This is a genomic window from Microbacterium sp. NPDC089190 (assembly GCF_040701795.1).
In the GTDB taxonomy this organism is placed as follows: domain Bacteria; phylum Actinomycetota; class Actinomycetes; order Actinomycetales; family Microbacteriaceae; genus Microbacterium; species Microbacterium galbum.
In genome coordinates, this window is sequence record NZ_JBFBHF010000001.1 from 1,035,769 (window position 1) to 1,055,611 (window position 19,843).

Below are 19,843 nucleotides of genomic sequence, written 5' to 3' on the forward strand. Positions count from 1 at the left end.
GAAGGATCCGGCGCACCGTGGAGAAGTGGCACCCCATCATGGCGGCCGTCGAAGGCCCCACAGGCACATGGCGGATGGTCGACCCGCAGGACCGTGAGTACGGATCTATCGAGATCCGCCGAGTCATGAACGGTGAACAAGTCGCATACAGAGTGACCGTGCGAGGTGAGGTCATCGGGTGGGCCCACACGCTCCGTCTCGCATGCCACAAGGTGCACGTCGCCTACCTCGCGACGATGGGCAATCCCGGTCCGCCAGCCGCCGACTGGGGAGAGAAGACCGGACGTGATCGCACGCGATGACCCGCGCGCGCTAGAGGTAGTCGTACGGGTCGTCGCATTCACCGAAGACGTCTGGCGGCTGCGATTGACGAACTGATGCGTCGCCGTCGGCCGCTGCGCTGTCGAGCGCGACGGTATTGGAGGTGATCACTATCGACGTCGTCGACGCGACGAAGATACTAAGTCGCTGACCGCCATCTGTCGTGACCCTCAGAAATCCACCCCCAGCGCGTGTCGCGCCTAAGACTTGAGCCTCGATCTCTTTGACGGCTTCCAGAGGAGCGAGAGGGAAGGTGGTATGACCGACGGTCAGTTGCACTCGCTCGATACTGTCCGACATGCGTGAACGGTACCGCGCTTGCCCGATCGCACCACCCCCGTTGTAATGGGTGAGGAGCACGTCGCACACTGCCGACACTCGACGCTGTCGGGCCACCCATTGAAACCTGCCCAGGCCCCGATCCAGTCGCTAGCAGGAGGAGCCATGGGCAAATTTACTTACGAGTCGAACACGTCGGTCACTTTCGAAGACCGCCTGCTCGCTCACCTCCAAGCCGTGATGATGGCCAAGATTAGACGGGTCGAGAGTTTCACCTTCACCTGGAAAGACGACATGAGCACGGGCGGCGGCCGCACGACCGTGTACATTCACCCGCGCGTATCGCTCGTTTTTAAGTACAGCGGGGGTCGGACCCCGAGTCTCAACCCGGCTTGGTTGCACGCGCTCACCTATACGGCCAACTCAGGACGAGGTCTTTACATCGTTCCCGAACCTCAGGGCGAGTACACCCCTGAGACGCAGGGAGAACCTATGACGTTCAAGGAAGTCCCCACCGACGCGCCCCCTAGCTCCGTGGACTGACCGGTGTCTCATCTGCGACACCCTCGCCGGGGAGCAGAAGCGCGGCCCCTGCCTGCTTCGTTGAAGGCGGGGGCCGCGGTGGTGGACCTGCGGCTAGAGCGTCGCGGGCGTGCGGACGAAGGCGATCCGGGCGGCTTTCGCGCCGATGGCTTCGGCTCGGGATCCTTCGGCTTCTGCCGCTGCTGCCAGCCGTGACTGCTGCGCGAGACGTTCCTTCTGCAGGCTCGCTGTGATCGCGGCAAGGTGGTCGGCGATGAAGGTTGCCAGACCATCCTGAAGTTGGTCGAGGTTCGTGTTCTTGATTTCGAGACGCCTGTCCGACACGCGCAGCGTGACCTCGGGGTACCCGGCCGCGCTGAGCGCTTTGAGGCTGTCTGGCGAGTGGATCGCGGAGACTTCTTGGGGCTCTGGGCGTCGGCTGAACACAGCGTCCACCTGGTAGGTCTCGGGGGCGTTAAGAGTCCCAAGACTGGGCGGCAGTGAGCCGGGAAGAACGGAAGTCAGCCCAAGGGGGTTGGGGTAAGCGGTCGGGGTCGGAGCCCCGCGCGTTGCGTGGTTTGGGGTGGACATGGGTTTCGAACCCTTTCAGGGTCAGCGCGAAGAGTGCTGCGGGCGTTCCGATTAGGAGGCTCGACGGCCCGCGCGGGTGCGAATGATGCCAAAGATGATGGTGGCGACGAAGAGGATGATGCCGATAATGGCGAGCCACAGCAGCCCCTGGAACGTGAACCCGACGATCGTCAGCACCGCCCAAGCGACCAGTAAGACGAGAAGAGTTATCCACATATTCGTGACCATACGCTCTTCTCGTCGAATAGATAGGGGGCACTATTTGCAGCGAGAAAATGGCCGCATTTCGGTTGACTGCACTTTCGCAGTGTCTCGTCAAGGCCCTCCGCAGGTGGCCTACTGACCCGCACCGGAATCGATCGGCTCTCGAACGCGAACTCGCCGCCTGCCGCCCCTCGATCGGCGGGAAACGACGAACGTCGAAGTGTCTACCAGTAATACTGCAGCGAAAGATACGCCCCCCCATTTGGGGGACAGGGCCGATAGCGTGCGAAAGTCCCCGTCGTCAGGCACCTTTGATGCCCCTCTTACTGGCGGCGGGGACCTTCGCGCATGAATTTATTCTCCATCGCTGCGAACCGGCTCGGGACTTGACTAACAATAGGTTCGCGCCTACTCCCTCTGCTCCCGATCCACTTCCACGTCACGCCGAGCCTGCGTCTCCGCAGTCGGCAAATACTCGTGCCAATGCGCGCCCGTCGCCTCATCCCAACGATCCGCACGGTCCTTCTTCATCTTCGCCGCAGATTGCCCGCCGTCATCATCCCAATGCTCGGCCGCAACCTCGTCGTCGTTCTCTGTCTCACCCATAAGCGGACACTACGCCGCACATGCAGAGCCAGACAGGGGGGTACTGCGTCGACCAAACGGCCGCCATCGTGCTCACGATCTGGCCTCAGGGCCGTCTACGCGACGGACACCCCTCGACCTGGACAACTGGGAACCGGCCCAAGCGCTCGCGATGTCGGCGGTGCGCCCTAGCCTGCCGTTATGTCTCAGCCCATCGCAGAAGTGTCCGGTATCAACATGTCCCTCGTCGTCACACGCACGCCCGCGGCTGGCGACGACGAGTTCATCATCAATGTCCAACTCCCGGACGGGCAACAGATCGAACTCTTCGCCCGACAAGCTCGAGCACTCGGCACCGCACTCAAACTCATGACCGGCGACGCCATCACACCCGAAGAGCTCACCGCAGACCCCGACCTGCGCGTCCACTTCGACGGCAACTAGACCAGGGCACCCCACCCCCACCCATGCCCGAACTTCGCTCCCTCGGCATTGCGACTTTCACACACGGAGATCGTCAGGCGCGGGTGCGCATCAGACGGACAACTAGTCTGCGGCGCCCGTAGACGCTCAGATACTCGATGCTCACTAACCCGCGTTTCGCGAGAGTGTGGGCCGCGCGCCGCGTGTTTCCGCCGTTGTCTCCGGGCAGAACACCTGCGCCGACGTTCAGGTCGCGCAGTTGCTCGAGCACGCGCTGCTGTGTGGTTCCGAGTCCTCTGCTCAATCCGTGGTCCGTCCTAAGTGAGGTGGGGGTGTGGAAAAAACGACGGGGAGAGATCTCGCACTCGTCGTAACGTTCCTCGAGATCGAACCACGTCGAGTCGACGATCCCCGTCGGGGCAACAACGAACCGAGCGACCTCAGATAGCGGTCGCTTCGAACGTTCGCCGAGAACCAAAGCCTTCGACATGATGCTTCACCGCCTAGGGGGGGGTACGGGGAGGGATTTCGCAATGCCGAGGGAGCGAGCAAAGGTGCACCCCGGGGGGAGGGTTGCCGGGGAGGCGTCTGGCCGTCCTTAGCTCCCGTCCGACTTGCGGACGTAGCCGTCTGCGCCGTGCATCATGACGCCGGCGGGTAGTCCGGTGCCGGTCCGCGCCGGAACAGCTCCGGGCGACATGCGGATGCCGTTGGCGTTGATCTCGACCACGTTTCCGCCGTTCTGCAGACGTGCGTAGCCATCCGTGACCTGGACGACGCTGTTCCCCTTGTAGAGCTGCACTGTTCCCGCGTCGGTGAAGACCTGCGCCCCGTTCGCGAACGTGAGCGCGCCCCCGGAGACGGTCGGATCCATCGTCATATCGCCCGCGCTGACCTTGCCTGTTTCACCGTCGATCGTGACCTGCGCCGCCCCAGTGCCGGCGGTGATCTTGCCGTTCTCGATGACGACGTTCCCGACCTTTATCTTGCCGGGTCCGAGGATCTCAATCCCGCCGGTCACGTCCATCTGCCCGGTCAGGTCGAAGTCTCCCGTGAGCTTGACGTTTCCCGCGATCTCGCCGTCGCCGGAGTTGAACCGCCACGGACCGGACCACTCGAAGTCACCCGTCCCATCGAAGCGGCCGACTACCTGCAGGGTGCCGCCGGAATCGATCAGCAGCAGCCCGCCGATGAAGCGCATGCGGCCTTGCGAGACGCTCGAGTTCTCGAGGAACGCCCCGGACTTGAGGCGCGCTACTTCGGTATGAAGGTCGCGGATCCAGGCGAACGCGTCATTGAGATTTTGTGCCATTGGTCTTTCCCTTCGAGTGATTTCAGGTGCCGTCTGACTTGCGGAGGTATCCCATGGCCGACTGGATGACGACACCCGCGATAGGTAGGCCGGTACCAGGTGTGGAGGGGATCGCGGCGGGTGACATGCGTATCCCCATCGGGTCGATCTCGACGACGTTCCCCCCGTTCTGCAGACGTGCGTAGTCGTCGCTGACCTGCATGACGCTGTTGCCCTTGAACACCTGGATCGTGTCGTCGTCGGTAAAGACCTGGGATCCGTTGGGGAACGTGACTGAGCCGCCGTGATCGGTGGGGTCGAGGGTCATGCCTCCGACGTGGATGCGGTTGCCCTCGATGCGGATGTCCCCGTTGATGAGCCTTCCGATGAGATCGAACTCTCCGGTCAGCTTGACGTCGCCAGAGATCTCACCGTTTCCCGAGTCGAATCTCCAGGGACCGGACCATTCGAAGTTTCCGTTTCCGTCGAGGCGTCCTACGACCTGCAGCGCGCCGCCTTCGTCGATGAGGAGGAGGCCACCAATGAACCGCATGCGGCCGTTGCTGATGGATGAGTTCTCGAGCATTGACCCGGCTTCGAGGCGGTCGACCCGGAAGATCAGTCGTCGTATCCACCAGAACGCGTCGGATAGGTCGCGAAGCTGCATGTCAGGGGGCCTTTCGTTGTTCGGGCCGGTGCTCTCGGATCACAGCCACCGAGGGCACCGGGTCAGGATCGGCCGAGCGCGATCGCCCGGAGTGCTCTGTCGTCGTTGAGGGCAACGCCCGCGCCGTGCTGCAGCGCGGTCTCGAACGTGGCGCGAGCCTGAGGGTTCTCGAAGCCGTCAGAGTCGCCGCGCATCATCTGGTCGATCTCTTCGTCGGTCAGGTCGGGCCGGGTCGCGCGGATGAGGGCGCGCAGGACGGGGTCGGGGGCGTCGGTCACGGGGCACCGTAGATTAGGGCCGCTTCCATCTGACCGGCGAGATTGTTCTGGAACACGGTGAGCTGGTTGAGGTCAGAAACGTCCTGGGCCTTCAGGGGGTACTCCGCCGCGTACGCCTGGATGACGTTCGCCCAGTTCTGGTCGAAGGCGCGGGCGAGCAATGCGTCCGCCATCCCCGCGTCTTGATTGACCAGTGCGCGCGTCATGACCGGGAGCGCGTCTTCCTCTTTGGCGAGACGGCCGGCTCGTTCCTGTGCGTCTCGGAAGCTGATGACGGCGTCGGGTGTGGTGCCGGCGGTGCCGTACACGCGGCGCTGCAGGTCGCGGATCCCGTCGGCGACGAGCTGCTTCTCTCGGCCCCAGAGCGCGTCTAGCTTCTGCTGCAGCTCCTTCTTGCCGGCGTTCTGGTCGTCCTGCTTCGCGAACAAGGTCAACCGAGGGTCGCTCGCGACCGTCTGCGTGAAGTCGCGGTGGTTGGCCTTCAAGCGATGGGCCTCAGCTCGGTTGGCTTCGATGCGGTCATCAAGGATCTTCAGGCTCATGCTGTTCTCTTCCTGTTCGCGATGTAGGTGCGGGCGTCGGCGTCGGCGATGATCCAACTGCGCCCTGACTTGGTGGCTGCGAGTTCGCCGTCTGCGATGTCCTTTCGGACGGTGCGTTCAGCGCGGCCCGTAGCTGTGGTGACTTGTCTGGTTGTCCACCACTCACGTTCCTCCGATGCCGTCATCTGCCGCTGTTCATTGCCGTCGGCGGCACCCCGCAGGCGGAGCAGTCGCACCTGATGCATGTTCATCAGCAGCGCGTACAGAACGGTGTCGCCGCTGCGGTGCTTGAGACGCAACGCTTCGAGGCCGGCCGACCGCCACAAACGCTCCACATCGGACGCGGTCAAAATGACAGCGGGCTCGCGAGGCAGGTAGCTCATGCGATGTGTCCTTTCGTTCTAATCAGTTGTGCGTCCCCTCGGCAGGATTTGAACCTGCGCGGATCCGGGTAGAAACCGGCTGCTCTGTCCACTGAGCTACGAGGGGGTGAGGGTCGGACCGGCCTCCGACCATCGGGTCACGCTGTCTTCGCTGCTGCCCTCTCGGGCTTGCCGTAGGCGATACCGGCCCAGTACCCGGCTTCGGGTTTGGCGGTGCGTGCGTAGTCCCCGCACAGGTCGAAGAGGGGGCACCGGGAGCACACGAGACGCATCCGTGACAGCTCGGGCGGGAGGAGCGTCCCCTTGTCCGCAATGAACGCGTCGTCCCCCTCACACGCGGGCGGTGTATCTACACCGGCTCGGGTGAGTGCGTCGAGCTTGCAGGCGGCTTCGGTGAATCGGGAGCTGTTGCGGGTCATGCGTTCTCTGGGTTTCCGTTCCAAAAGTTATCCACAGGCTTTAGTGAGGTGGTTGCGATAGGCGCGCATATTTCCTGTTGTCTGGTCCTAAGTGAGTCCTGCTGTTTCCTTGGGGGAAGGGCGAGCCTTCCGCATTAGGAAGGGCGGACCTTCCTAATGACGAAGGGCGAACCTTCCTAGACCGGAAGGGCGAGCCTTCCTCTTTCCGTCTCTGGTTGGGGGTCATCCGTAGGGTCAACTGATGGGTCATCGGTAGGGTCAACGGCTCGGTTCCGGCGAGGTTTTGGGGAAGGGCGAGCCTTCCTCTTTCTCCACTCGTCGGTGCCCCTGCTCAACATCGGGTCGAGCCGTATTGCGTACTCGGCGCGCTGGCCCCTGTGACCCGTCTTGAGTCGTTCGATAGCCCCTAGACCGACTAGGCCGCGCGTCGCCGTCTTCACCGCCTCGAACGCGGCCAGACGCTCCGGTAGCTCCGGTTCGCCCGGTGGCGGAGGGTCCGGGATGCGCCGACCCAGCGCGTAAGCCGAAGCCTCGCGACTGTCGAAGTACCGGGGCGGATTATCGGCGTCCAGCGCAGTGAGCGCCATATTCAGCAGCAGGCGGTACTCGTTGATGTTGAGCGGAACGTCGACGGAGTAGGCGATGAACTGCTTTACGAGCTTCACCCCCATGTGTCACCTCGTTTCAGGCAAGGCAGGGCACCGGGAGAACCCCTACGGACTCCCGGTGCCCTGGTCATGTGCGGGTCAGTCATTCAGCCCGCGGAGCTGGTCTTCCACCGCAAAGGGCCGGCGGAGAGGCTTGTAGTTGTCGAAGTCATCCGCGAGCTGCGTCAGCTTGCGGGCGAGATCTCGGGCTAGGTCAGGCGATAGCTCGGCGGCGACGTTCTCTTCCGTGTCGAGGATGAGGATGACCGATGGGTATTCGGTATCCGCGTCGTGTGCGATGTGAACGAAGTCGATCCGGTCGGTCGACGGTGCGGCAGTGGTCATGCTGTGGCCTCCTGAATTGCGACGAGCGTTCCCATCCGGGTTTCGTTGTCGTAGGCGATGAGCACCCACGAGCCGAGGAACGTGTGCCAGCCCCGTTTCGGCTCTCGGGTGTACGGGACACGTACCTTCTCGCCCTGACGTTGGCCGCACCAGAAGAGGCGGCGACGCTCGGGGCACTGGTCCGCGCGGTGAGCATCGTGTTCCGTGGTGATCCACGGGCGGCATTCCGACTCGAAGTGGGAGACGTGATAGACGGTCCCGATCGGCGCTTCCGTGATCCCACGGGCGTCGTAGGAGGGAATGTGGAGCACCTCGCCGCCCATGAACTCGGCATCCTCCGCGATGTGTGATGCGACCTCAACGCGGCGGGCGATGAGCGTCTCGAGCTGATCCCGGATCTGCAGAAGCTCAGCTACGCCGGAGACGTTCGTGCGGGGGTCGAGGGTCAGCGTCATCACAGCACCCCTGCTTCGGTCGCTGCGGCGCGGATCTGGTCGAGGACGGCCCCGAGGTGCCGGGTCTCGATCCAGAAGTCTTCGTCGGCATGTGCGACGCGGACGGACTCGATCGTGTGGGCGACGGTGCCGGCGCCCGTGATCGCGGTTTCGCGGTTCATCGACACTCGGGCGAGGTCGGTGGTGGCGATCGTGGCCCTATCGTTGATCCAGTAGCCGCCGTCGTGGTCTTCCCAGTCCCGCTCATAGTCGGGACGATCGGCCCAGGAGGGGACGGGCGCGAGGGCGTCGGCCTGTTTCGGGGTGATCTTCGGCGTCGGCGGGGTGAAGAAATCGACCCCGTCGAGCTTCGCGACGAGCGGATCGCGCACGATCTCGGCTTGGCGAATACTGGGGGTAGGTGATACCTTCGGGTTACTAGACATTTGGAATCTCTCCGGTTCCTTGGCCCCGGTTTTCGTGCTGGTAACACGAGCCGGGGCATTTTTGTGCGCGAGAGCCGCTAGCGCGTCGGTGGAATGGGTAAGGCTTGGCGTATGCGTAGGGTCCATCACCCTGTCAATCGCCAGCGTGTAGCGGTGTTGCCCCGCTTGCTGAGTCCGGATTTCGGGTCAGCTCCTACAGCACCCCGCCGGACCATTGCGGCGCGGGCCGTGCGGATGCGCTGCTCTGAAACGGCCGGCACGTCTGGGTAATGCTCGACACGGGAGTCGTAGATCGCGATGATCTGGTCGTCCGTGCCAGCTCCGATGCGACGGAGAATGTCGCGGATTTCGACCTCGACACGAACCTTCACGGCAGGATCCACGGAGCAGTCCGCCTCAAGCGAGTGGCCATCGAGGGCGGCGGGTCGGGTGCGGGTGGTCATCCTGCCTCCTGAAGCGTGGACTGCAGCCAGGCGTTCACCTTCTCGAGGTCGTAGACCACCGTTTTAGGCGTCGGCTTGTAGTACGCGGGCCCCTTGTTCTGAAATCGGAGTTGCGCGAGCTTGGCTTTCGTCATGCCAGGGATTCGTGCCACCACCGCTTCAGGGCTCAACAGCTCTCCCATGAGTTAGTCCCTTCTGGTCTTTCGACTAAGACCAAGCTAGTCGATACCATCCGAGTTTGCAACAGCAAACCGAAACGGGCTAAATTTGAGGTGTGACCGAGCCGAGATTCTTCGAAACCAGCGATGCAGCGTTCGCCCACTTTTTCCGTGAGGCACGCGAGCGACGCGGTCTGTCACAAGATCGGGTTGCCCTAGACATGCAGCGGATGGGCTTCGACTTCCACCAGCCGACCGTCTACAAAATCGAGAAAGGCATCCGCAAAGTCACGGTCGGAGAGGCAGTGGCTCTTGCGGAGATTGTTCAAGAGCCCGTCGACTCGCTCGTAAACAGAACGCCCGACAGCCCGGAGTCACTCGCAAACGAGGTGCGTCGCGCGGCCCGCGATCTCGTCGAGACGTTCGACAGCATGTTGGGATCCGTGCAGTTCGCCCACGTACAGCAGATGACCCTTCAGGCGCGGCTCGACGACTACGCAAAGTCGCCCACGGCCTTTGTCGAGTGGCAGGGCGAGACAGTGCCGATGCATGACGTCTGGGCTGTGCTGACGGAATTTCAGGGTGTCAGCGCGTATCGCGCTCTCTGGTCAGAACTCATGGCGGATCGCCGCATGCAAGCGATCCTTGCTGCGCTGGGGTATGACCCCGACCACTTCAACCCGGAGAACTTCGTCTAATGGGTAGCGTCCACGCGTACACGAACGCCGCGGGCAAGCGCCTGTATCGGATCGCGTACAGGCGCCCCGACAACGTGCAGACAAATGAGCGCGGCTTTACGAAGAAGAAGGATGCCGAAGACCGGCTAGCCGAGGTCGAGGTGTCGAAAAACCGCGGCGAGTACGTCAACCCATCCGACGCAAAGGTGACGATCGGGACCCTTGGCCGCGAATGGATCGAAGCTCGAGAGCATGTGATGAAGCCCTCAGCGTGGAGGCCGCTCGATTCGTCTTGGCGCACTCATGTTGAGCCAAAGTGGGGATCTCGTTCGGTAGGCACGATCCGCTCCACAGAGGTGCAGGCGTGGCTATCCGAGCTCGCAAAGAGCAAGAGCGCCACGACCACGCTGCGGGCTCACGGTGTCTTAGCCGGCGTCCTCGATGCCGCTGTCGACGATCGCCGCCTGACACGGAATGTTGCGCGGGGGCTGATACTGCCCCGCAAGGTGGCAAAGGGAAAGCCCTACCTCTCGCACGCTCAAGTCCAGGCTCTGGCGGATACAGCGGCTCACCCGTCTCTGGTGCTGTTCCTCGCGTACACGGGTCTTCGATGGGGCGAAGCTACAGGCCTACGCGTAAAGCACGTCAACGCCCTGAAGCGTCGCGTGAATGTCGAAGAGAACGCCGTGATGGTAGGCAGCTTGATCGAGGTAGGCACGCCGAAGACTCACGAGCGCCGAACGGTCCGATATCCGGCGTTCTTGTCGGAAGACATTGCGCGCGCGTGCGAGGGCAAGGGGCGCGATAGCATCCTGTTCGGCGAGGGGCAGTGGCACATGCGTCTGCCGAACTCTCGGGATGGGTGGTTCGCCGCCGCGGTCAAACGCGTCATGTCCGAGGACCCGAGCTTCCCCCGCGTCACCCCCCATGATCTACGACACACCGCTGCGAGTCTTGCCGTGCAGTCGGGTGCCAACGTCAAGGCCGTGCAGCGGATGCTAGGGCATAAGTCTGCGGCGATGACGCTCGACGTCTATGCGGACCTATTCGATGACGACCTCGAGGCGGTAGCTGTAGCGCTCGACAGAGCGCGGGCCAATGCGGGCGTTGTCAGGTTGTTGTCACGCACGTCCTAGAACGAATAGCGAAGGCCCCGTCTTCCGCATCATTCTGCGGATAGTCGGGGCCTTCGTGGTGGCGGTGACGGTGGGATTTGAACCCACGGTAGGGGTGAACCTACACAACATTTCGAGTGTTGCACCTTCGGCCGCTCGGACACGTCACCGCCGACTAGCTTACGACACTCTCCGGGATGCCGCGAATCGGCGCCGAATCGGCATCCGGCATCCGTTCCTCCACCGTCGAAGCACCCCTGTGGAGCCGTTTCGCGCGCGCTGCCAGGATCGAGCCATGAGCGTGATCGAGAACTCGAAGCTGACGGTCGTGGGCGCGGGAAGCGTGGGGGCGAGCGTCGCGTACGCGGCTCTCATCCGCGGGTCGGCCCGCCACGTCGCGCTGTACGACATCGCCGCCGAGAAGGTCGAGGCCGAGGTGCTCGACCTCGCCCACGGCACGCAGTTCACCGGATCGAGCGACATCACCGGCGGCAGCGACGTCGCCGTCGCCGAGGGGTCGCACGTCGTCGTCATCACGGCCGGAGCGAAGCAGAACCCCGGCCAGACCCGCACCGAGCTCGCCGCCACCAACGCCCGCATCATCCGCGACATGATGCCGCAGCTGCTCGAGGTCGCCCCGAACGCGATCTACGTGATCGTCACGAACCCGTGCGACGTGCTCACCGTGCTCGCTCAGGAGGCCACCGGCCTGCCGACGCGGCGCATCTTCGCCTCCGGCACGGTGCTCGACACGTCGCGCCTGCGGTGGAAGATCGCCCAGCGCGCCGGCGTCGCCACCTCGAGCGTCCACGCGTGGATCGTCGGCGAGCACGGCGACACCGAGTTCCCCCTGTGGTCGACCGCGACGATCGGCTCGGTCCCCATCACGGAGTTCGAGCTGCCCGACGGCTCTTACTTCGACCAGGACGAACTGGATGCCATCGCCGTCGACGTCCGTGACGCCGCCTACAAGGTGATCAAAGGCAAGGGCGCCACCAACTACGCCATCGGGCTCTCGAGCGCCCGCATCGTCGAGGCGATCCTGCGCGACGAGCACGCGATCCTCCCCGTGAGCACCGTCCTGTCGAACTTCCACGGCGTCGACGGCATGGCCCTGTCGGTGCCGTCGATCGTGTCGGCACGGGGCGCGGTGCCCATCGCCGCGACGCCGTTCTCCGACCACGAGAAGACGCTCCTGCGCCGCTCGGCGGACGCCCTCACGACGGTCGCCGACTCGCTCCGCGGCTGAGGCGCCCTCGCCTCCACCCGCGATGAACGCTCTCCCTGCCGATAGATACGCTCTCGCGCCGTTTTCCCGCACAGGGGGCGTTCATCGGCGCGCTCCCCTGACGTGCCGATTCCGGATGCCGTGGACGAGGCGCGGGCGATGTCGGAGGCCCCGCGTAGCCTGAACCCATGGCATCCCGTCGTCCGGCAACCGCTCCCGCTCCCTACCGGTGCACCGAGTGCGGGTGGACGACGCTGAAGTGGGTCGGGCGCTGCGGCGAGTGCCAGTCGTGGGGCACGGTGGTCGAGGCCGCCGAGCAGACCGGCATCGTCCGATCGATCACGCCGGTGGCGCCGGGAGCGGCCCGCGCCGCGCGGCGCATCACCGAGATCGACACGCAAGACGCCCCGCGTCGAACGAGCGGCGTCGGCGAGTTCGACCGTGTCCTCGGCGGGGGCATCGTCCCGGGCGCCGCGATCCTGCTGAGCGGCGAGCCCGGCGTCGGCAAGTCGACCCTGCTGCTCGAGGTCGCGGCGCAGAGCGCCCGCGCCGGACGCCGCGTGCTCTACGCCAGCGGCGAGGAGTCCGCCGCGCAGGTGCGCCTGCGCGCCGAGCGCACCGGAGCACTGCACGACGAGCTGTTCCTCGCGGCCGAGACCGATCTCGCCACGATCCTCGGGCACATCGACCAGGTGGAGCCCGGGCTGCTCATCGTCGACTCCGTCCAGACGGTCTCGTCGGCCCACAGCGACGGGGCGGCGGGGCAGCCCGCGCAGGTGCGGGAGGTCGCGTCCGCTCTCATCCGCGTCGCCAAGGAGCGCGGGCTCCCGGTGATCATCGTCGGCCACGTCACCAAAGACGGCTCGATCGCCGGTCCGCGCATCCTCGAGCACCTCGTCGACGTCGTGTGCCACTTCGAGGGCGACCGTCAGACCTCGCTGCGCTTCGTGCGAGCGCTCAAGAACCGCTTCGGCCCCACCGACGAGGTCGGGTGCTTCGACATGACCGGCACCGGTATCGCCGAGGTCGCCGACCCGAGCGCCCTCTTCCTCGGCCACGGCGAGCCCGAGCCCGGAACCTGCGTCACGATCGCGATGGAGGGCCGCCGCGCCCTGCCGGTCGAGATCCAAGCCCTGGCCGTGCGGCAGACGGCTCCCAATCCCCGCCGCATCGTGAACGGCGTCGACTCCTCCCGCGTCGCGATGGTGCTCGCGGTGCTCGAGAGCCGCATGGGTCTCACGCTCTCCGACCGCGACGTGTACGTCTCGACCGTGGGCGGTGTGCGCCTCGTCGAGCCCGCCGCCGACCTGGCGATCGCCATCGCCGTCGCCAACGCGGTGAAGAACCGCAAGGTGTCGAAGCGTCTCGCGGCGATCGGCGAGCTGACGCTCACGGGCGAGATCCGCAACGTCACGCAGGCCGCTCAGCGCGCGTCCGAGGCGAAGCGGCTGGGCTATCACACCGTGCTCGACGCCTCGTCGCGCAAGCTCGCGCAGGCGTTGAACGAGCTGCAGGTGCGCGGCGTCCCGCGCGACGACACCGACCCGGGATTCTGACCCTCCCCCGACGTTCGGCGCGACAGCGGCGGTCGACCCACCGAGGGCGATGCATACCGTGACGGGAACGCCAGCCGTCCCCCCGTTCGCGGCGCCCGGGGCGGGCTGAACGTCCCCGCCGTCAGCGGCCCGGAGGAGCCGACCGGCGACGGCGGTGCGGGGAGGTCATTCCCAGGACGACGGGGATGACAAGTCCGGCGGCGCACACGGCGCCGGCGATCACGTACTCCATGCCGTCGAGTCTCGCACGCGTCCTTCACCCGCGCGACTCGGGTCCTTCACCTTCGACGCATCCCCCGGCCGGAGCACCCGCGACGACCGCCACGCCCCACTGCTCGGCCACCGCCCCGTCCGAGCACAACGGCGGGCCCGCTGGACGACACGCCGTCCCGTACGCACACTCCACCGGCGAGTCGACACCTCCACCCGCCGCTGTGCACACGGACGGCGGCGAGCCGCCGGTAATCGCGCCGCGGCCGTCGCCTCAGGCGTCGAGCGCGGCGATCAGGTCGGCGGGCGACGCCTGGATCGGGTGCGGCCCCGCGATGTCGATGAACACCGTGGTGATGGCATCCTGATGCGCGCCGAGGAACGATCGGAGCCACTGCGGCGACTGCAAGGCGACGTGCGGCGGCAGTGTCTCGGGCTTGTGCGCCGCGTCGCTGAAGAGCAGCAGCGCCAGCTGCCCGGTGTTCGGGTCGCGGTAGGTCCAGACCTCGCCCACGCTGCGCGGGTCGTCGGCGTCTCCCGGGGTCATGAGCGGAACGACCGTGGGTCCGTGCCGGAGAGCGAAGGCGATGGCGGCCATGTCCTGCGTCTGCAGGGCGTCGGTGAGCGCGGTGTTCTTGAAGTCCATGTCGTGCTTCTTTCCCTTGCGCTTCTTGCTCCCGGCCATCCTCCGAGCCTATCCGCGGCATCCATTCCCCGCCCCTCCCGCCCCGGCGTCCGCCCGCTGCCGCAATCCCGGGTTCGGGGCGGAACCTGCGATCCCAGGCCCTACGGCGAGCAACGCGTCCCGAACGGGCGCGCGAGGCCGCGAGGCCGCGACGCCGCGACGCCGCGACGCCGCTGGGCAGCCGACCTACGCCAGGAACCCCCGGAGCAACGCCTCGGATCCGGCGAGGTGATCGCGCATCGCCGCGTGGGCGGCATCCGGTCGGCCCGAGAGGATCGCCGACACGATCGCGGCGTGCTGCGAGGTGGAGTGATCGATGTTGCGGGGCAGCAGCGGGAACGTGTCCAGCCACGCGTTGACCCGCGCGCGGTTGTCGGCGACGAGGGGAACGAGAGAGGGGATGCCGGCGAGCTCCGCGATCGTCAGGTGCAGCAGCGTGTCGAGCCGGCGGTAGTCCACTCCCCCGGCGACGGCGGCGGCCTCGTGCCGGGCCCACAGCACGTCGCGCTCGTCGGCGGAGAGCGAGCGCCCGGCGGCCGCCCACGCGGCCCCGGGCTCGAGGACGCCGCGCAGGGCGACGACGTCGCTGAGCTCGGCGGGCGACACCACGGCCGGCTCCGACGGGCGCGGCACCGGATCGACGACGAACGTCCCGCCGTAGCGACCGCGCCGCGTCTCGAGCCACCCGGCATCGGCGAGCTCGCGGATCGCCTCGCGCACCGTGTCGCGGCTCACGCCGTACAGCGCCGCGAGCTCGCGCTCGGCGGGCAGCGACTCCCCCGGAGCGACCAGGCCCAACCGCACGGTCTGGACGATGCGCGCGGTGGTGTCCTCGAGCGCGTTGCCGCTGCGGACGGGTCGGTAGACGGCCCGGCGCAGATCGTCCAACGGCGCTTCGGTCATCACCTCAGCCTGTCATGCCCCAGGTCACAGGGGCGTCACGTACGCGTTGGTGATCCCGCCGTCGACCACGAAGGCCGTCGCGGTGATGAACGACGCGTCGTCGGATGCCAGGAACGCCACCGCCGCGGCCATCTCGGCGGGGTCCGCGAACCGGCCCATCGGCACGTGCACGAGTCGGCGCTGCGCCCGCTCGGGGTCCTTGGCGAACAGCTCCTGCAGGAGGGGGGTGTTCACCGGTCCCGGGCACAGGGCGTTCACCCGGATCCCCTGCCGGGCGAACTGCACGCCGAGCTCGCGGGTCATCGCGAGGACGCCGCCCTTCGACGCGGTGTACGAGATCTGCGAGGTCGCCGAGCCCAGGAGCGCGACGAACGAGGCGGTGTTGATGATCGAGCCGCGGCCTGCGGGCACCATGTGCCGCAGCGCCGCGCGGGAGCACAGGTACACGCTCTTGAGGTTGACGTCCTGCACGCGATCCCAGGCAGGCAGCTCGGTCGTCTCGATCGAGTCGTCGTCGGCCGGCGAGATGCCGGCATTGTTGAAGGCGATGTCGACGCTGCCGAGGTCGGCGGCGACGTCGTCGAAGAGGGCGTCGACGGATGCCTCGTCGGCGACGTTCACCTGTCGGAACACCCCGCCCACCTCGGTGGCGGCGGTCGTGCCCGTGGTCTCATCGAGATCAGCGATGACGACGCGCGCGCCCTCGGCGGCGAAGCGGCGGGCGGTCGCGAGGCCGATGCCGCTGGCCCCGCCGGTGATGATGGCGACGCGGTCGCGCAGACGCTGGGTGAGGTCGATGGTCATGGTGCGGTGGTTCCTTTCGAGCCGAACCTCGTCCCACTTATGGCTGGTTGGGAGCCTCCGAAGTGGCCATAAGTGGGACGAGGACCGTCATAAGTGGGACAAGGGGGCGAGGGGGCAGATCACTCGGTGGCGTAGAACACGTTCTTCACCTCGGTGAAGTGCTCGGCGGCATCCGGACCGAGCTCCCGGCCGAGGCCGGACGCCTTCATACCGCCGAAGGGGGTCGCGTAGCGCACCGACGAGTGAGAGTTCACCGACAGCACACCGCTGCGCACCCCGCGCGAGACCCGGATGCCACGCCCCAGGTTCTCGGTCCAGATCGAGCCCGCGAGGCCATAGGCGGTGTCGTTCGCGAGGCGGATGGCATCCGCTTCGTCGTCGAACGGCATCACCGCGAGCACGGGCCCGAAGACCTCGTCGCGCGCGATGCGGTCGCCGGGCTGGGCGAGCACGACGGCCGGGGCGAACCAGAAACCGTCACCCTCGGGCGCCGATCCTCGGAAGGCGACATCGACGCCGTCGAGGAAGCTCTCGACGGTGGAGCGGTGGGATGCCGAGATGAGCGGGCCCATCTGGGTCGACTCGTCGTGCGGGTCGCCGACCTTCCACGCGGCCACCGCGGGTTCGAGCATCTCGAGGAACCGGTCGAAGACGCTCCGCTCGACGAGCAGGCGGCTGCGGGCGCAGCAGTCCTGGCCGGCGTTGTCGAAGACGGACCCCGGCACCCCCGCCGCGGCCTTCTCGAGATCGGCGTCGGCGAAGACGATGTTCGCGCTCTTGCCGCCGAGCTCGAGGGTGACGGGCTTAAGCATCCGCGCGCACCCGGCAGCGACCTCGGTCCCGACCTCGGTGGACCCCGTGAAGACGACCTTGTGCACGTCGGGGTGCGAGACGAACCGCTGACCGACGACCGAGCCCGACCCCACGATGACCTGGAACAGCCCCTCCGGGAGACCTGCTTCGAGGGCGAGCTCCCCGAGACGCATGGCGGTCAGGGGCGTGAGCTCGGCGGGCTTGAGCACCACGGCGTTGCCCGCGGCGAGCGCGGGCGCGAAGCCCCACGCGGCGATCGTCATGGGGAAGTTCCACGGCACGATGATCCCGACGACCCCGTAGGCCTCGTGGTAGGTCACATCGAGACCGCCGGCGACCGGGATCTGCGATCCGATCAGGCGTTCCGGGGCACCGGCGTAGTAGTTCAGCACCTGGGCGACGTGCTGCGCCTCCCACCGGGCGGACCCGATCGGGTGGCCCGAGTTGCGCACCTCGAGCGCGGCGAGTTCCTCGACGTGCGCCTCGACGACGCGCGCGAACGCCCGCAGCGCGTCGGCGCGGGCGACGGGGGCGAGCCCGGCCCACGCGCGTTGCGCGCGCACGGCGTCGGCGACGGCGGCATCCACCTGCTCGATCTCGGCGCGCGGCAGCGTCGTGATCGGCGATCCGGTCGAGGGGTCGATGACGGTGAAGGTGCTCATGCGGAGACTCCCTGGTGCGCGGAGGAATGCGAGGCGCGGTAGCGTGCCGCGGCGGCCACGAGACCGAGGAACAACCGCCGGTCCTCGGCGTTCTCCTCCGGATGCCACTGCACGGCGACGAGGTAGTCGTCCCCCTCGGTCTCGACGGCCTGAACCAGACCGTCGTCCGTCCGGGCGGTGACGACGAGACCCTCGGCGACGCGGTCGACTCCCTGATGGTGGTAGCTGTGGACGGTGAGCGCGCCGGCCCCGACGAGGCCGGCGAGGCGGGTGTCGGCATCCACCTCGACGACGTTCTCGGCGAAGACGCCGCCGCCGATGCGGTACCGCTCGGTGCCGAGCGCATCGGGCAGGTGCTGGTGCAGCGTCCCGCCCATCGCGACGTTGATGAGCTGGAGCCCGCGGCAGATGCCGAAGACCGGGATGCCGCGCTCCCGCGCCCCCGCGAGCAGCGCGATCTCCCACGCGTCGCGGTCGGCGCGCGCGGGGTCGGTGGTCGGGTGCCGTTCGGCGCCGTAGAGCTCGGGCTGCACGTCGAGACCACCGGTGAGGATGAGCCCGTCGAGGCCCTCGAGCACGGCGGCGGCGGCCTCGGCGGGTCGGGGCTGCGGCGGGAGCAGCACGGCGGCGGCGCCCGAGGCGGTAACCGCGTCGAAGTACTGCTGCGGCAGGAACGATGCACGCACGTCCCACACGCCCTGCTTCGCTCGTTCGAGATAGGTGGTGAGCCCCACCACGGGGGTCCTGCTCGGATCAGAGGCGCTCGAAACCACGCACCCGCTCCCAATCGGTCACGGCGGCGTCGAAGGCCTCGACCTCGATGCGCGCCTGGTTGAGGTAGTGCTCGACGACGTCGTCGCCGAAGGCGGCGCGGGCGATCGCCGACTCGCTGAAGAGTCGCGCCGCCTCGCGCAGGGTCGTGGGCAGGGTGTCGACGCCCGCCGCGTACGCGTTGCCGGTGAGCGGGGCGGGCAGCTCGAGCTCGTTCTCGACGCCGTAGAGGCCTCCGGCGATGATGGCCGAGATCGCCAGGTAGGGGTTCACGTCTCCCCCGGGCACGCGGTTCTCGACCCGCAGCGATGCCCCGTGTCCGACGACGCGCAGCGCGCATGTGCGGTTGTCGACGCCCCACGCGACACCGGTCGGCGCGAACGAGCCCTTCGCGTAGCGCTTGTACGAGTTGATCGTGGGGGCGTACAGCAGCGTGAACTCGCGGAGGGTGGCCAGGATGCCGGCGATCCAGTGCTCCATGAGCGGGCTGAAGCCGTGCTCCCCGTCGCCCGCCATGACGGGATCGCCGCCGTCGCCGCGCACCGAGAGGTGGATGTGGCAGCTGTTGCCCTCGCGCTCGTTGAACTTCGCCATGAACGTCAGCGACTTGCCGTGGCGGTCGGCGATCTCCTTGGCGCCGTTCTTGTAGAGCGTGTGATTGTCGGCGGTCTCGAGCGCCTCGGCGTAGCGGAAGGCGATCTCCTGCTGACCGAAGTTGCACTCGCCCTTCACGCCCTCGCAGTACATTCCCGCTCCGTCCATGCCGAGACGGATGTCGCGCAGCAACGGCTCCAGGCGCGTGGTGGCCAGGAGGTTGTAGTCCACGTTGTAGTCGGTCGAGGGGGTGAGCCCGGTGTATCCCTTCGCCCATGCGTCGCGGAACGAGTCGTCGAAGACGATGAACTCCAGTTCCGTCCCCGCGTAGGCGGTGAGACCGCGCTCCGCGAGCCGCTCGCGCTGGGCGTTCAGGATGCCGCGGGGCGACTGCACGACCCGTTCGCGGTCCTCCCACGCCAGGTCCGCGAAGACCAACGCCGTACCCGGCTGCCACGGGATGCGACGGAGGGTGTCGAGGTCGGGGACGAGCAGCATGTCGCCGTAGCCCTTCTCCCAGCTCGACATCGCGTAGCCGTCGACGGTGTTGAGGTCGACGTCGACGGAGAGCAGGTAGTTGCACGCCTCGGCCCCGTGCCCCCGCACCTCGTCGCGCCAGAACCGCGCGGCCACGCGCTTTCCGACCAGCCGGCCCTGCGCGTCGGGGAAGGCGACGACGACGGTGTCGATCTCTCCCGCCTCGATCGCGGCATCCAGGTCGTCGGTGGTGAGATTGCCCGCCATGTGTCGTGTCCCTCTCGCCTCTTCGACGCCCTCCGGTGCGGAGGACGTAACGAGGAACTTACACGCCAAAGGTAGACAGGTCGACCAATAGAGGGCCATGATC

The 19,843-nt window shown here is 66.7% G+C and carries 30 protein-coding genes and 2 tRNA genes; 7 read left to right on the top strand and 25 right to left on the bottom strand.

Annotated features, from left to right (window positions below; all coding sequences use genetic code 11):
• Nucleotides 1-17 precede the first annotated feature (17 nt).
• Nucleotides 18-302 (top strand): hypothetical protein, encoded by a 285-nt coding sequence (locus AB0230_RS05045; RefSeq protein WP_366374319.1) that lies wholly within the window; start codon nt 18-20, stop codon nt 300-302.
• Between the two features lie 10 nt (nt 303-312).
• Here the strand turns inward: AB0230_RS05045 and AB0230_RS05050 are convergent, their stop codons facing one another.
• On the bottom strand, nt 313-621 hold the full coding sequence (locus tag AB0230_RS05050; protein WP_366374321.1) for a hypothetical protein: 309 nt from the start codon (nt 619-621) through the stop codon (nt 313-315).
• 144 nt (nt 622-765) lie between these two features.
• On the opposite strand from AB0230_RS05050, the gene AB0230_RS05055 reads away from it, so the two are divergent.
• Nucleotides 766-1,143 carry an ATP-dependent DNA ligase gene (locus tag AB0230_RS05055; protein WP_366374323.1) on the top strand — a complete coding sequence of 126 codons (378 nt, stop codon included), beginning with the start codon at nt 766-768 and terminating at the stop codon, nt 1,141-1,143.
• Nucleotides 1,144-1,236: 93 nt separating this feature from the next.
• Here the strand turns inward: AB0230_RS05055 and AB0230_RS05060 are convergent, their stop codons facing one another.
• The 3 genes from AB0230_RS05060 to AB0230_RS05070 all read right to left on the bottom strand — a co-directional run bounded on the left by AB0230_RS05060 (nt 1,237) and on the right by AB0230_RS05070 (nt 2,523).
• Nucleotides 1,237-1,578 (bottom strand): hypothetical protein, encoded by a 342-nt coding sequence (locus AB0230_RS05060; protein ID WP_366374325.1) that lies wholly within the window; start codon nt 1,576-1,578, stop codon nt 1,237-1,239.
• A gap of 186 nt (nt 1,579-1,764) precedes the next feature.
• On the bottom strand, nt 1,765-1,941 hold the full coding sequence (locus tag AB0230_RS05065; RefSeq protein WP_363391226.1) for a hypothetical protein: 177 nt from the start codon (nt 1,939-1,941) through the stop codon (nt 1,765-1,767).
• 384 nt (nt 1,942-2,325) lie between these two features.
• Complete coding sequence (locus AB0230_RS05070) at nt 2,326-2,523, bottom strand: hypothetical protein (RefSeq protein WP_363390724.1); 198 nt, start codon at nt 2,521-2,523, stop codon at nt 2,326-2,328.
• 180 nt (nt 2,524-2,703) lie between these two features.
• Here AB0230_RS05070 and AB0230_RS05075 point away from each other — a divergent pair, with 180 nt between their 5' ends.
• Nucleotides 2,704-2,946 carry a hypothetical protein gene (locus AB0230_RS05075; protein ID WP_366374328.1) on the top strand — a complete coding sequence of 81 codons (243 nt, stop codon included), beginning with the start codon at nt 2,704-2,706 and terminating at the stop codon, nt 2,944-2,946.
• Nucleotides 2,947-3,019: 73 nt separating this feature from the next.
• Here AB0230_RS05075 and AB0230_RS05080 read toward each other — a convergent pair whose 3' ends face one another.
• The 14 genes from AB0230_RS05080 to AB0230_RS05145 all read right to left on the bottom strand — a co-directional run bounded on the left by AB0230_RS05080 (nt 3,020) and on the right by AB0230_RS05145 (nt 8,954).
• Nucleotides 3,020-3,415 carry a hypothetical protein gene (locus AB0230_RS05080; RefSeq protein ID WP_366374330.1) on the bottom strand — a complete coding sequence of 132 codons (396 nt, stop codon included), beginning with the start codon at nt 3,413-3,415 and terminating at the stop codon, nt 3,020-3,022.
• A 108-nt stretch (nt 3,416-3,523) separates the two neighbouring features.
• Nucleotides 3,524-4,237, bottom strand: a complete 714-nt coding sequence (locus AB0230_RS05085; protein WP_366374332.1) for a hypothetical protein — start codon at nt 4,235-4,237, stop codon at nt 3,524-3,526.
• A gap of 22 nt (nt 4,238-4,259) precedes the next feature.
• Nucleotides 4,260-4,883, bottom strand: a complete 624-nt coding sequence (locus AB0230_RS05090; RefSeq protein ID WP_366374334.1) for a hypothetical protein — start codon at nt 4,881-4,883, stop codon at nt 4,260-4,262.
• A 62-nt stretch (nt 4,884-4,945) separates the two neighbouring features.
• Nucleotides 4,946-5,161, bottom strand: coding sequence for a hypothetical protein (locus AB0230_RS05095; RefSeq protein WP_366374336.1), 216 nt, complete (start codon nt 5,159-5,161; stop codon nt 4,946-4,948).
• Complete coding sequence (locus AB0230_RS05100) at nt 5,158-5,703, bottom strand: hypothetical protein (RefSeq protein ID WP_366374338.1); 546 nt, start codon at nt 5,701-5,703, stop codon at nt 5,158-5,160. Before AB0230_RS05100 ends, AB0230_RS05095 begins: the two co-directional genes overlap by 4 nt.
• On the bottom strand, nt 5,700-6,086 hold the full coding sequence (locus AB0230_RS05105; protein WP_366374340.1) for a hypothetical protein: 387 nt from the start codon (nt 6,084-6,086) through the stop codon (nt 5,700-5,702). The genes AB0230_RS05100 and AB0230_RS05105 overlap by 4 nt, the downstream gene beginning before the upstream one ends.
• Nucleotides 6,087-6,119: 33 nt before the next feature.
• Nucleotides 6,120-6,192 (bottom strand) — tRNA-Arg (locus tag AB0230_RS05110).
• Between the two features lie 31 nt (nt 6,193-6,223).
• Nucleotides 6,224-6,505, bottom strand: coding sequence for a WhiB family transcriptional regulator (locus tag AB0230_RS05115; RefSeq protein ID WP_366374342.1), 282 nt, complete (start codon nt 6,503-6,505; stop codon nt 6,224-6,226).
• 176 nt (nt 6,506-6,681) lie between these two features.
• Nucleotides 6,682-7,176, bottom strand: a complete 495-nt coding sequence (locus AB0230_RS05120; RefSeq protein WP_366374344.1) for a hypothetical protein — start codon at nt 7,174-7,176, stop codon at nt 6,682-6,684.
• Between the two features lie 75 nt (nt 7,177-7,251).
• Nucleotides 7,252-7,497 (bottom strand): hypothetical protein, encoded by a 246-nt coding sequence (locus AB0230_RS05125; RefSeq protein ID WP_366374346.1) that lies wholly within the window; start codon nt 7,495-7,497, stop codon nt 7,252-7,254.
• Nucleotides 7,494-7,952, bottom strand: a complete 459-nt coding sequence (locus AB0230_RS05130; RefSeq protein WP_366374348.1) for a hypothetical protein — start codon at nt 7,950-7,952, stop codon at nt 7,494-7,496. The genes AB0230_RS05125 and AB0230_RS05130 overlap by 4 nt, the downstream gene beginning before the upstream one ends.
• Complete coding sequence (locus tag AB0230_RS05135; RefSeq protein WP_366374350.1) at nt 7,952-8,377, bottom strand: hypothetical protein; 426 nt, start codon at nt 8,375-8,377, stop codon at nt 7,952-7,954. Before AB0230_RS05135 ends, AB0230_RS05130 begins: the two co-directional genes overlap by 1 nt.
• Before the next feature lie 125 nt (nt 8,378-8,502).
• On the bottom strand, nt 8,503-8,820 hold the full coding sequence (locus AB0230_RS05140) for a hypothetical protein (RefSeq protein WP_366374352.1): 318 nt from the start codon (nt 8,818-8,820) through the stop codon (nt 8,503-8,505).
• Entirely contained in the window at nt 8,817-8,954 is a 138-nt protein-coding gene (locus tag AB0230_RS05145) for a hypothetical protein (protein ID WP_366374354.1), read from the bottom strand. Before AB0230_RS05145 ends, AB0230_RS05140 begins: the two co-directional genes overlap by 4 nt.
• 140 nt (nt 8,955-9,094) lie before the next feature.
• Between AB0230_RS05145 and AB0230_RS05150 the strand changes: the two genes are divergently transcribed.
• A complete protein-coding gene (locus tag AB0230_RS05150) occupies nt 9,095-9,676 on the top strand; it encodes a helix-turn-helix transcriptional regulator (RefSeq protein ID WP_366374356.1) in 582 nt (193 codons plus the stop codon).
• Entirely contained in the window at nt 9,676-10,791 is a 1,116-nt protein-coding gene (locus tag AB0230_RS05155) for a site-specific integrase (RefSeq protein WP_366374358.1), read from the top strand. The genes AB0230_RS05150 and AB0230_RS05155 overlap by 1 nt, the downstream gene beginning before the upstream one ends.
• A gap of 59 nt (nt 10,792-10,850) precedes the next feature.
• Here AB0230_RS05155 and AB0230_RS05160 read toward each other — a convergent pair.
• Nucleotides 10,851-10,940: transfer RNA gene (locus AB0230_RS05160), tRNA-Ser, on the bottom strand.
• 125 nt (nt 10,941-11,065) lie between these two features.
• Here AB0230_RS05160 and AB0230_RS05165 point away from each other — a divergent pair.
• Both AB0230_RS05165 and radA read left to right on the top strand, forming a co-directional pair.
• Complete coding sequence (locus AB0230_RS05165) at nt 11,066-12,019, top strand: L-lactate dehydrogenase (RefSeq protein ID WP_363577774.1); 954 nt, start codon at nt 11,066-11,068, stop codon at nt 12,017-12,019.
• A gap of 167 nt (nt 12,020-12,186) precedes the next feature.
• The gene (gene radA / locus AB0230_RS05170; RefSeq protein ID WP_315993737.1) at nt 12,187-13,554 is read left to right on the top strand and encodes a DNA repair protein RadA; all 1,368 of its coding nucleotides are present in this window, start codon (nt 12,187-12,189) and stop codon (nt 13,552-13,554) included.
• Nucleotides 13,555-14,038: 484 nt separating this feature from the next.
• Here the strand turns inward: radA and AB0230_RS05175 are convergent, their stop codons facing one another.
• From AB0230_RS05175 to AB0230_RS05200, 6 genes are all read right to left on the bottom strand, one after another.
• A complete protein-coding gene (locus AB0230_RS05175) occupies nt 14,039-14,449 on the bottom strand; it encodes a dehydrogenase (protein ID WP_315993738.1) in 411 nt (136 codons plus the stop codon).
• Between the two features lie 186 nt (nt 14,450-14,635).
• Nucleotides 14,636-15,352 carry a GntR family transcriptional regulator gene (locus AB0230_RS05180; protein ID WP_363387362.1) on the bottom strand — a complete coding sequence of 239 codons (717 nt, stop codon included), beginning with the start codon at nt 15,350-15,352 and terminating at the stop codon, nt 14,636-14,638.
• A 24-nt stretch (nt 15,353-15,376) separates the two neighbouring features.
• Nucleotides 15,377-16,156 (bottom strand): 3-oxoacyl-ACP reductase, encoded by a 780-nt coding sequence (locus tag AB0230_RS05185; RefSeq protein ID WP_366374362.1) that lies wholly within the window; start codon nt 16,154-16,156, stop codon nt 15,377-15,379.
• A 119-nt stretch (nt 16,157-16,275) separates the two neighbouring features.
• The gene (locus AB0230_RS05190; RefSeq protein ID WP_363577767.1) at nt 16,276-17,631 is read right to left on the bottom strand and encodes an aldehyde dehydrogenase family protein; all 1,356 of its coding nucleotides are present in this window, start codon (nt 17,629-17,631) and stop codon (nt 16,276-16,278) included.
• On the bottom strand, nt 17,628-18,404 hold the full coding sequence (locus AB0230_RS05195; protein ID WP_315993742.1) for a gamma-glutamyl-gamma-aminobutyrate hydrolase family protein: 777 nt from the start codon (nt 18,402-18,404) through the stop codon (nt 17,628-17,630). Before AB0230_RS05195 ends, AB0230_RS05190 begins: the two co-directional genes overlap by 4 nt.
• A complete protein-coding gene (locus tag AB0230_RS05200; RefSeq protein WP_315993743.1) occupies nt 18,385-19,740 on the bottom strand; it encodes a glutamine synthetase family protein in 1,356 nt (451 codons plus the stop codon). The genes AB0230_RS05195 and AB0230_RS05200 overlap by 20 nt, the downstream gene beginning before the upstream one ends.
• Between the last annotated feature and the right edge of the window lie 103 nt (nt 19,741-19,843).

Bases quoted from the DNA above. Each gene is read 5' to 3' on its own strand.
- AB0230_RS05050 (WP_366374321.1), bottom strand. From the start codon at position 621: ATGTCGGACAGTATCGAGCGAGTGCAACTGACCGTCGGTCATACCACC.
- AB0230_RS05055 (WP_366374323.1), top strand. From the start codon at position 766: ATGGGCAAATTTACTTACGAGTCGAACACGTCGGTCACTTTCGAAGAC.
- AB0230_RS05065 (WP_363391226.1), bottom strand. From the start codon at position 1,941: ATGGTCACGAATATGTGGATAACTCTTCTCGTCTTACTGGTCGCTTGG.
- AB0230_RS05070 (WP_363390724.1), bottom strand. From the start codon at position 2,523: ATGGGTGAGACAGAGAACGACGACGAGGTTGCGGCCGAGCATTGGGAT.
- AB0230_RS05075 (WP_366374328.1), top strand. From the start codon at position 2,704: ATGTCTCAGCCCATCGCAGAAGTGTCCGGTATCAACATGTCCCTCGTC.
- AB0230_RS05080 (WP_366374330.1), bottom strand. From the start codon at position 3,415: ATGTCGAAGGCTTTGGTTCTCGGCGAACGTTCGAAGCGACCGCTATCT.
- AB0230_RS05085 (WP_366374332.1), bottom strand. From the start codon at position 4,237: ATGGCACAAAATCTCAATGACGCGTTCGCCTGGATCCGCGACCTTCAT.
- AB0230_RS05090 (WP_366374334.1), bottom strand. From the start codon at position 4,883: ATGCAGCTTCGCGACCTATCCGACGCGTTCTGGTGGATACGACGACTG.
- AB0230_RS05100 (WP_366374338.1), bottom strand. From the start codon at position 5,703: ATGAGCCTGAAGATCCTTGATGACCGCATCGAAGCCAACCGAGCTGAG.
- AB0230_RS05105 (WP_366374340.1), bottom strand. From the start codon at position 6,086: ATGAGCTACCTGCCTCGCGAGCCCGCTGTCATTTTGACCGCGTCCGAT.
- AB0230_RS05115 (WP_366374342.1), bottom strand. From the start codon at position 6,505: ATGACCCGCAACAGCTCCCGATTCACCGAAGCCGCCTGCAAGCTCGAC.
- AB0230_RS05120 (WP_366374344.1), bottom strand. From the start codon at position 7,176: ATGGGGGTGAAGCTCGTAAAGCAGTTCATCGCCTACTCCGTCGACGTT.
- AB0230_RS05125 (WP_366374346.1), bottom strand. From the start codon at position 7,497: ATGACCACTGCCGCACCGTCGACCGACCGGATCGACTTCGTTCACATC.
- AB0230_RS05130 (WP_366374348.1), bottom strand. From the start codon at position 7,952: ATGACGCTGACCCTCGACCCCCGCACGAACGTCTCCGGCGTAGCTGAG.
- AB0230_RS05135 (WP_366374350.1), bottom strand. From the start codon at position 8,377: ATGTCTAGTAACCCGAAGGTATCACCTACCCCCAGTATTCGCCAAGCC.
- AB0230_RS05140 (WP_366374352.1), bottom strand. From the start codon at position 8,820: ATGACCACCCGCACCCGACCCGCCGCCCTCGATGGCCACTCGCTTGAG.
- AB0230_RS05145 (WP_366374354.1), bottom strand. From the start codon at position 8,954: ATGACGAAAGCCAAGCTCGCGCAACTCCGATTTCAGAACAAGGGGCCC.
- AB0230_RS05155 (WP_366374358.1), top strand. From the start codon at position 9,676: ATGGGTAGCGTCCACGCGTACACGAACGCCGCGGGCAAGCGCCTGTAT.
- AB0230_RS05165 (WP_363577774.1), top strand. From the start codon at position 11,066: ATGAGCGTGATCGAGAACTCGAAGCTGACGGTCGTGGGCGCGGGAAGC.
- radA (WP_315993737.1), top strand. From the start codon at position 12,187: ATGGCATCCCGTCGTCCGGCAACCGCTCCCGCTCCCTACCGGTGCACC.
- AB0230_RS05175 (WP_315993738.1), bottom strand. From the start codon at position 14,449: ATGGCCGGGAGCAAGAAGCGCAAGGGAAAGAAGCACGACATGGACTTC.
- AB0230_RS05180 (WP_363387362.1), bottom strand. From the start codon at position 15,352: ATGACCGAAGCGCCGTTGGACGATCTGCGCCGGGCCGTCTACCGACCC.
- AB0230_RS05185 (WP_366374362.1), bottom strand. From the start codon at position 16,156: ATGACCATCGACCTCACCCAGCGTCTGCGCGACCGCGTCGCCATCATC.
- AB0230_RS05190 (WP_363577767.1), bottom strand. From the start codon at position 17,631: ATGAGCACCTTCACCGTCATCGACCCCTCGACCGGATCGCCGATCACG.
- AB0230_RS05200 (WP_315993743.1), bottom strand. From the start codon at position 19,740: ATGGCGGGCAATCTCACCACCGACGACCTGGATGCCGCGATCGAGGCG.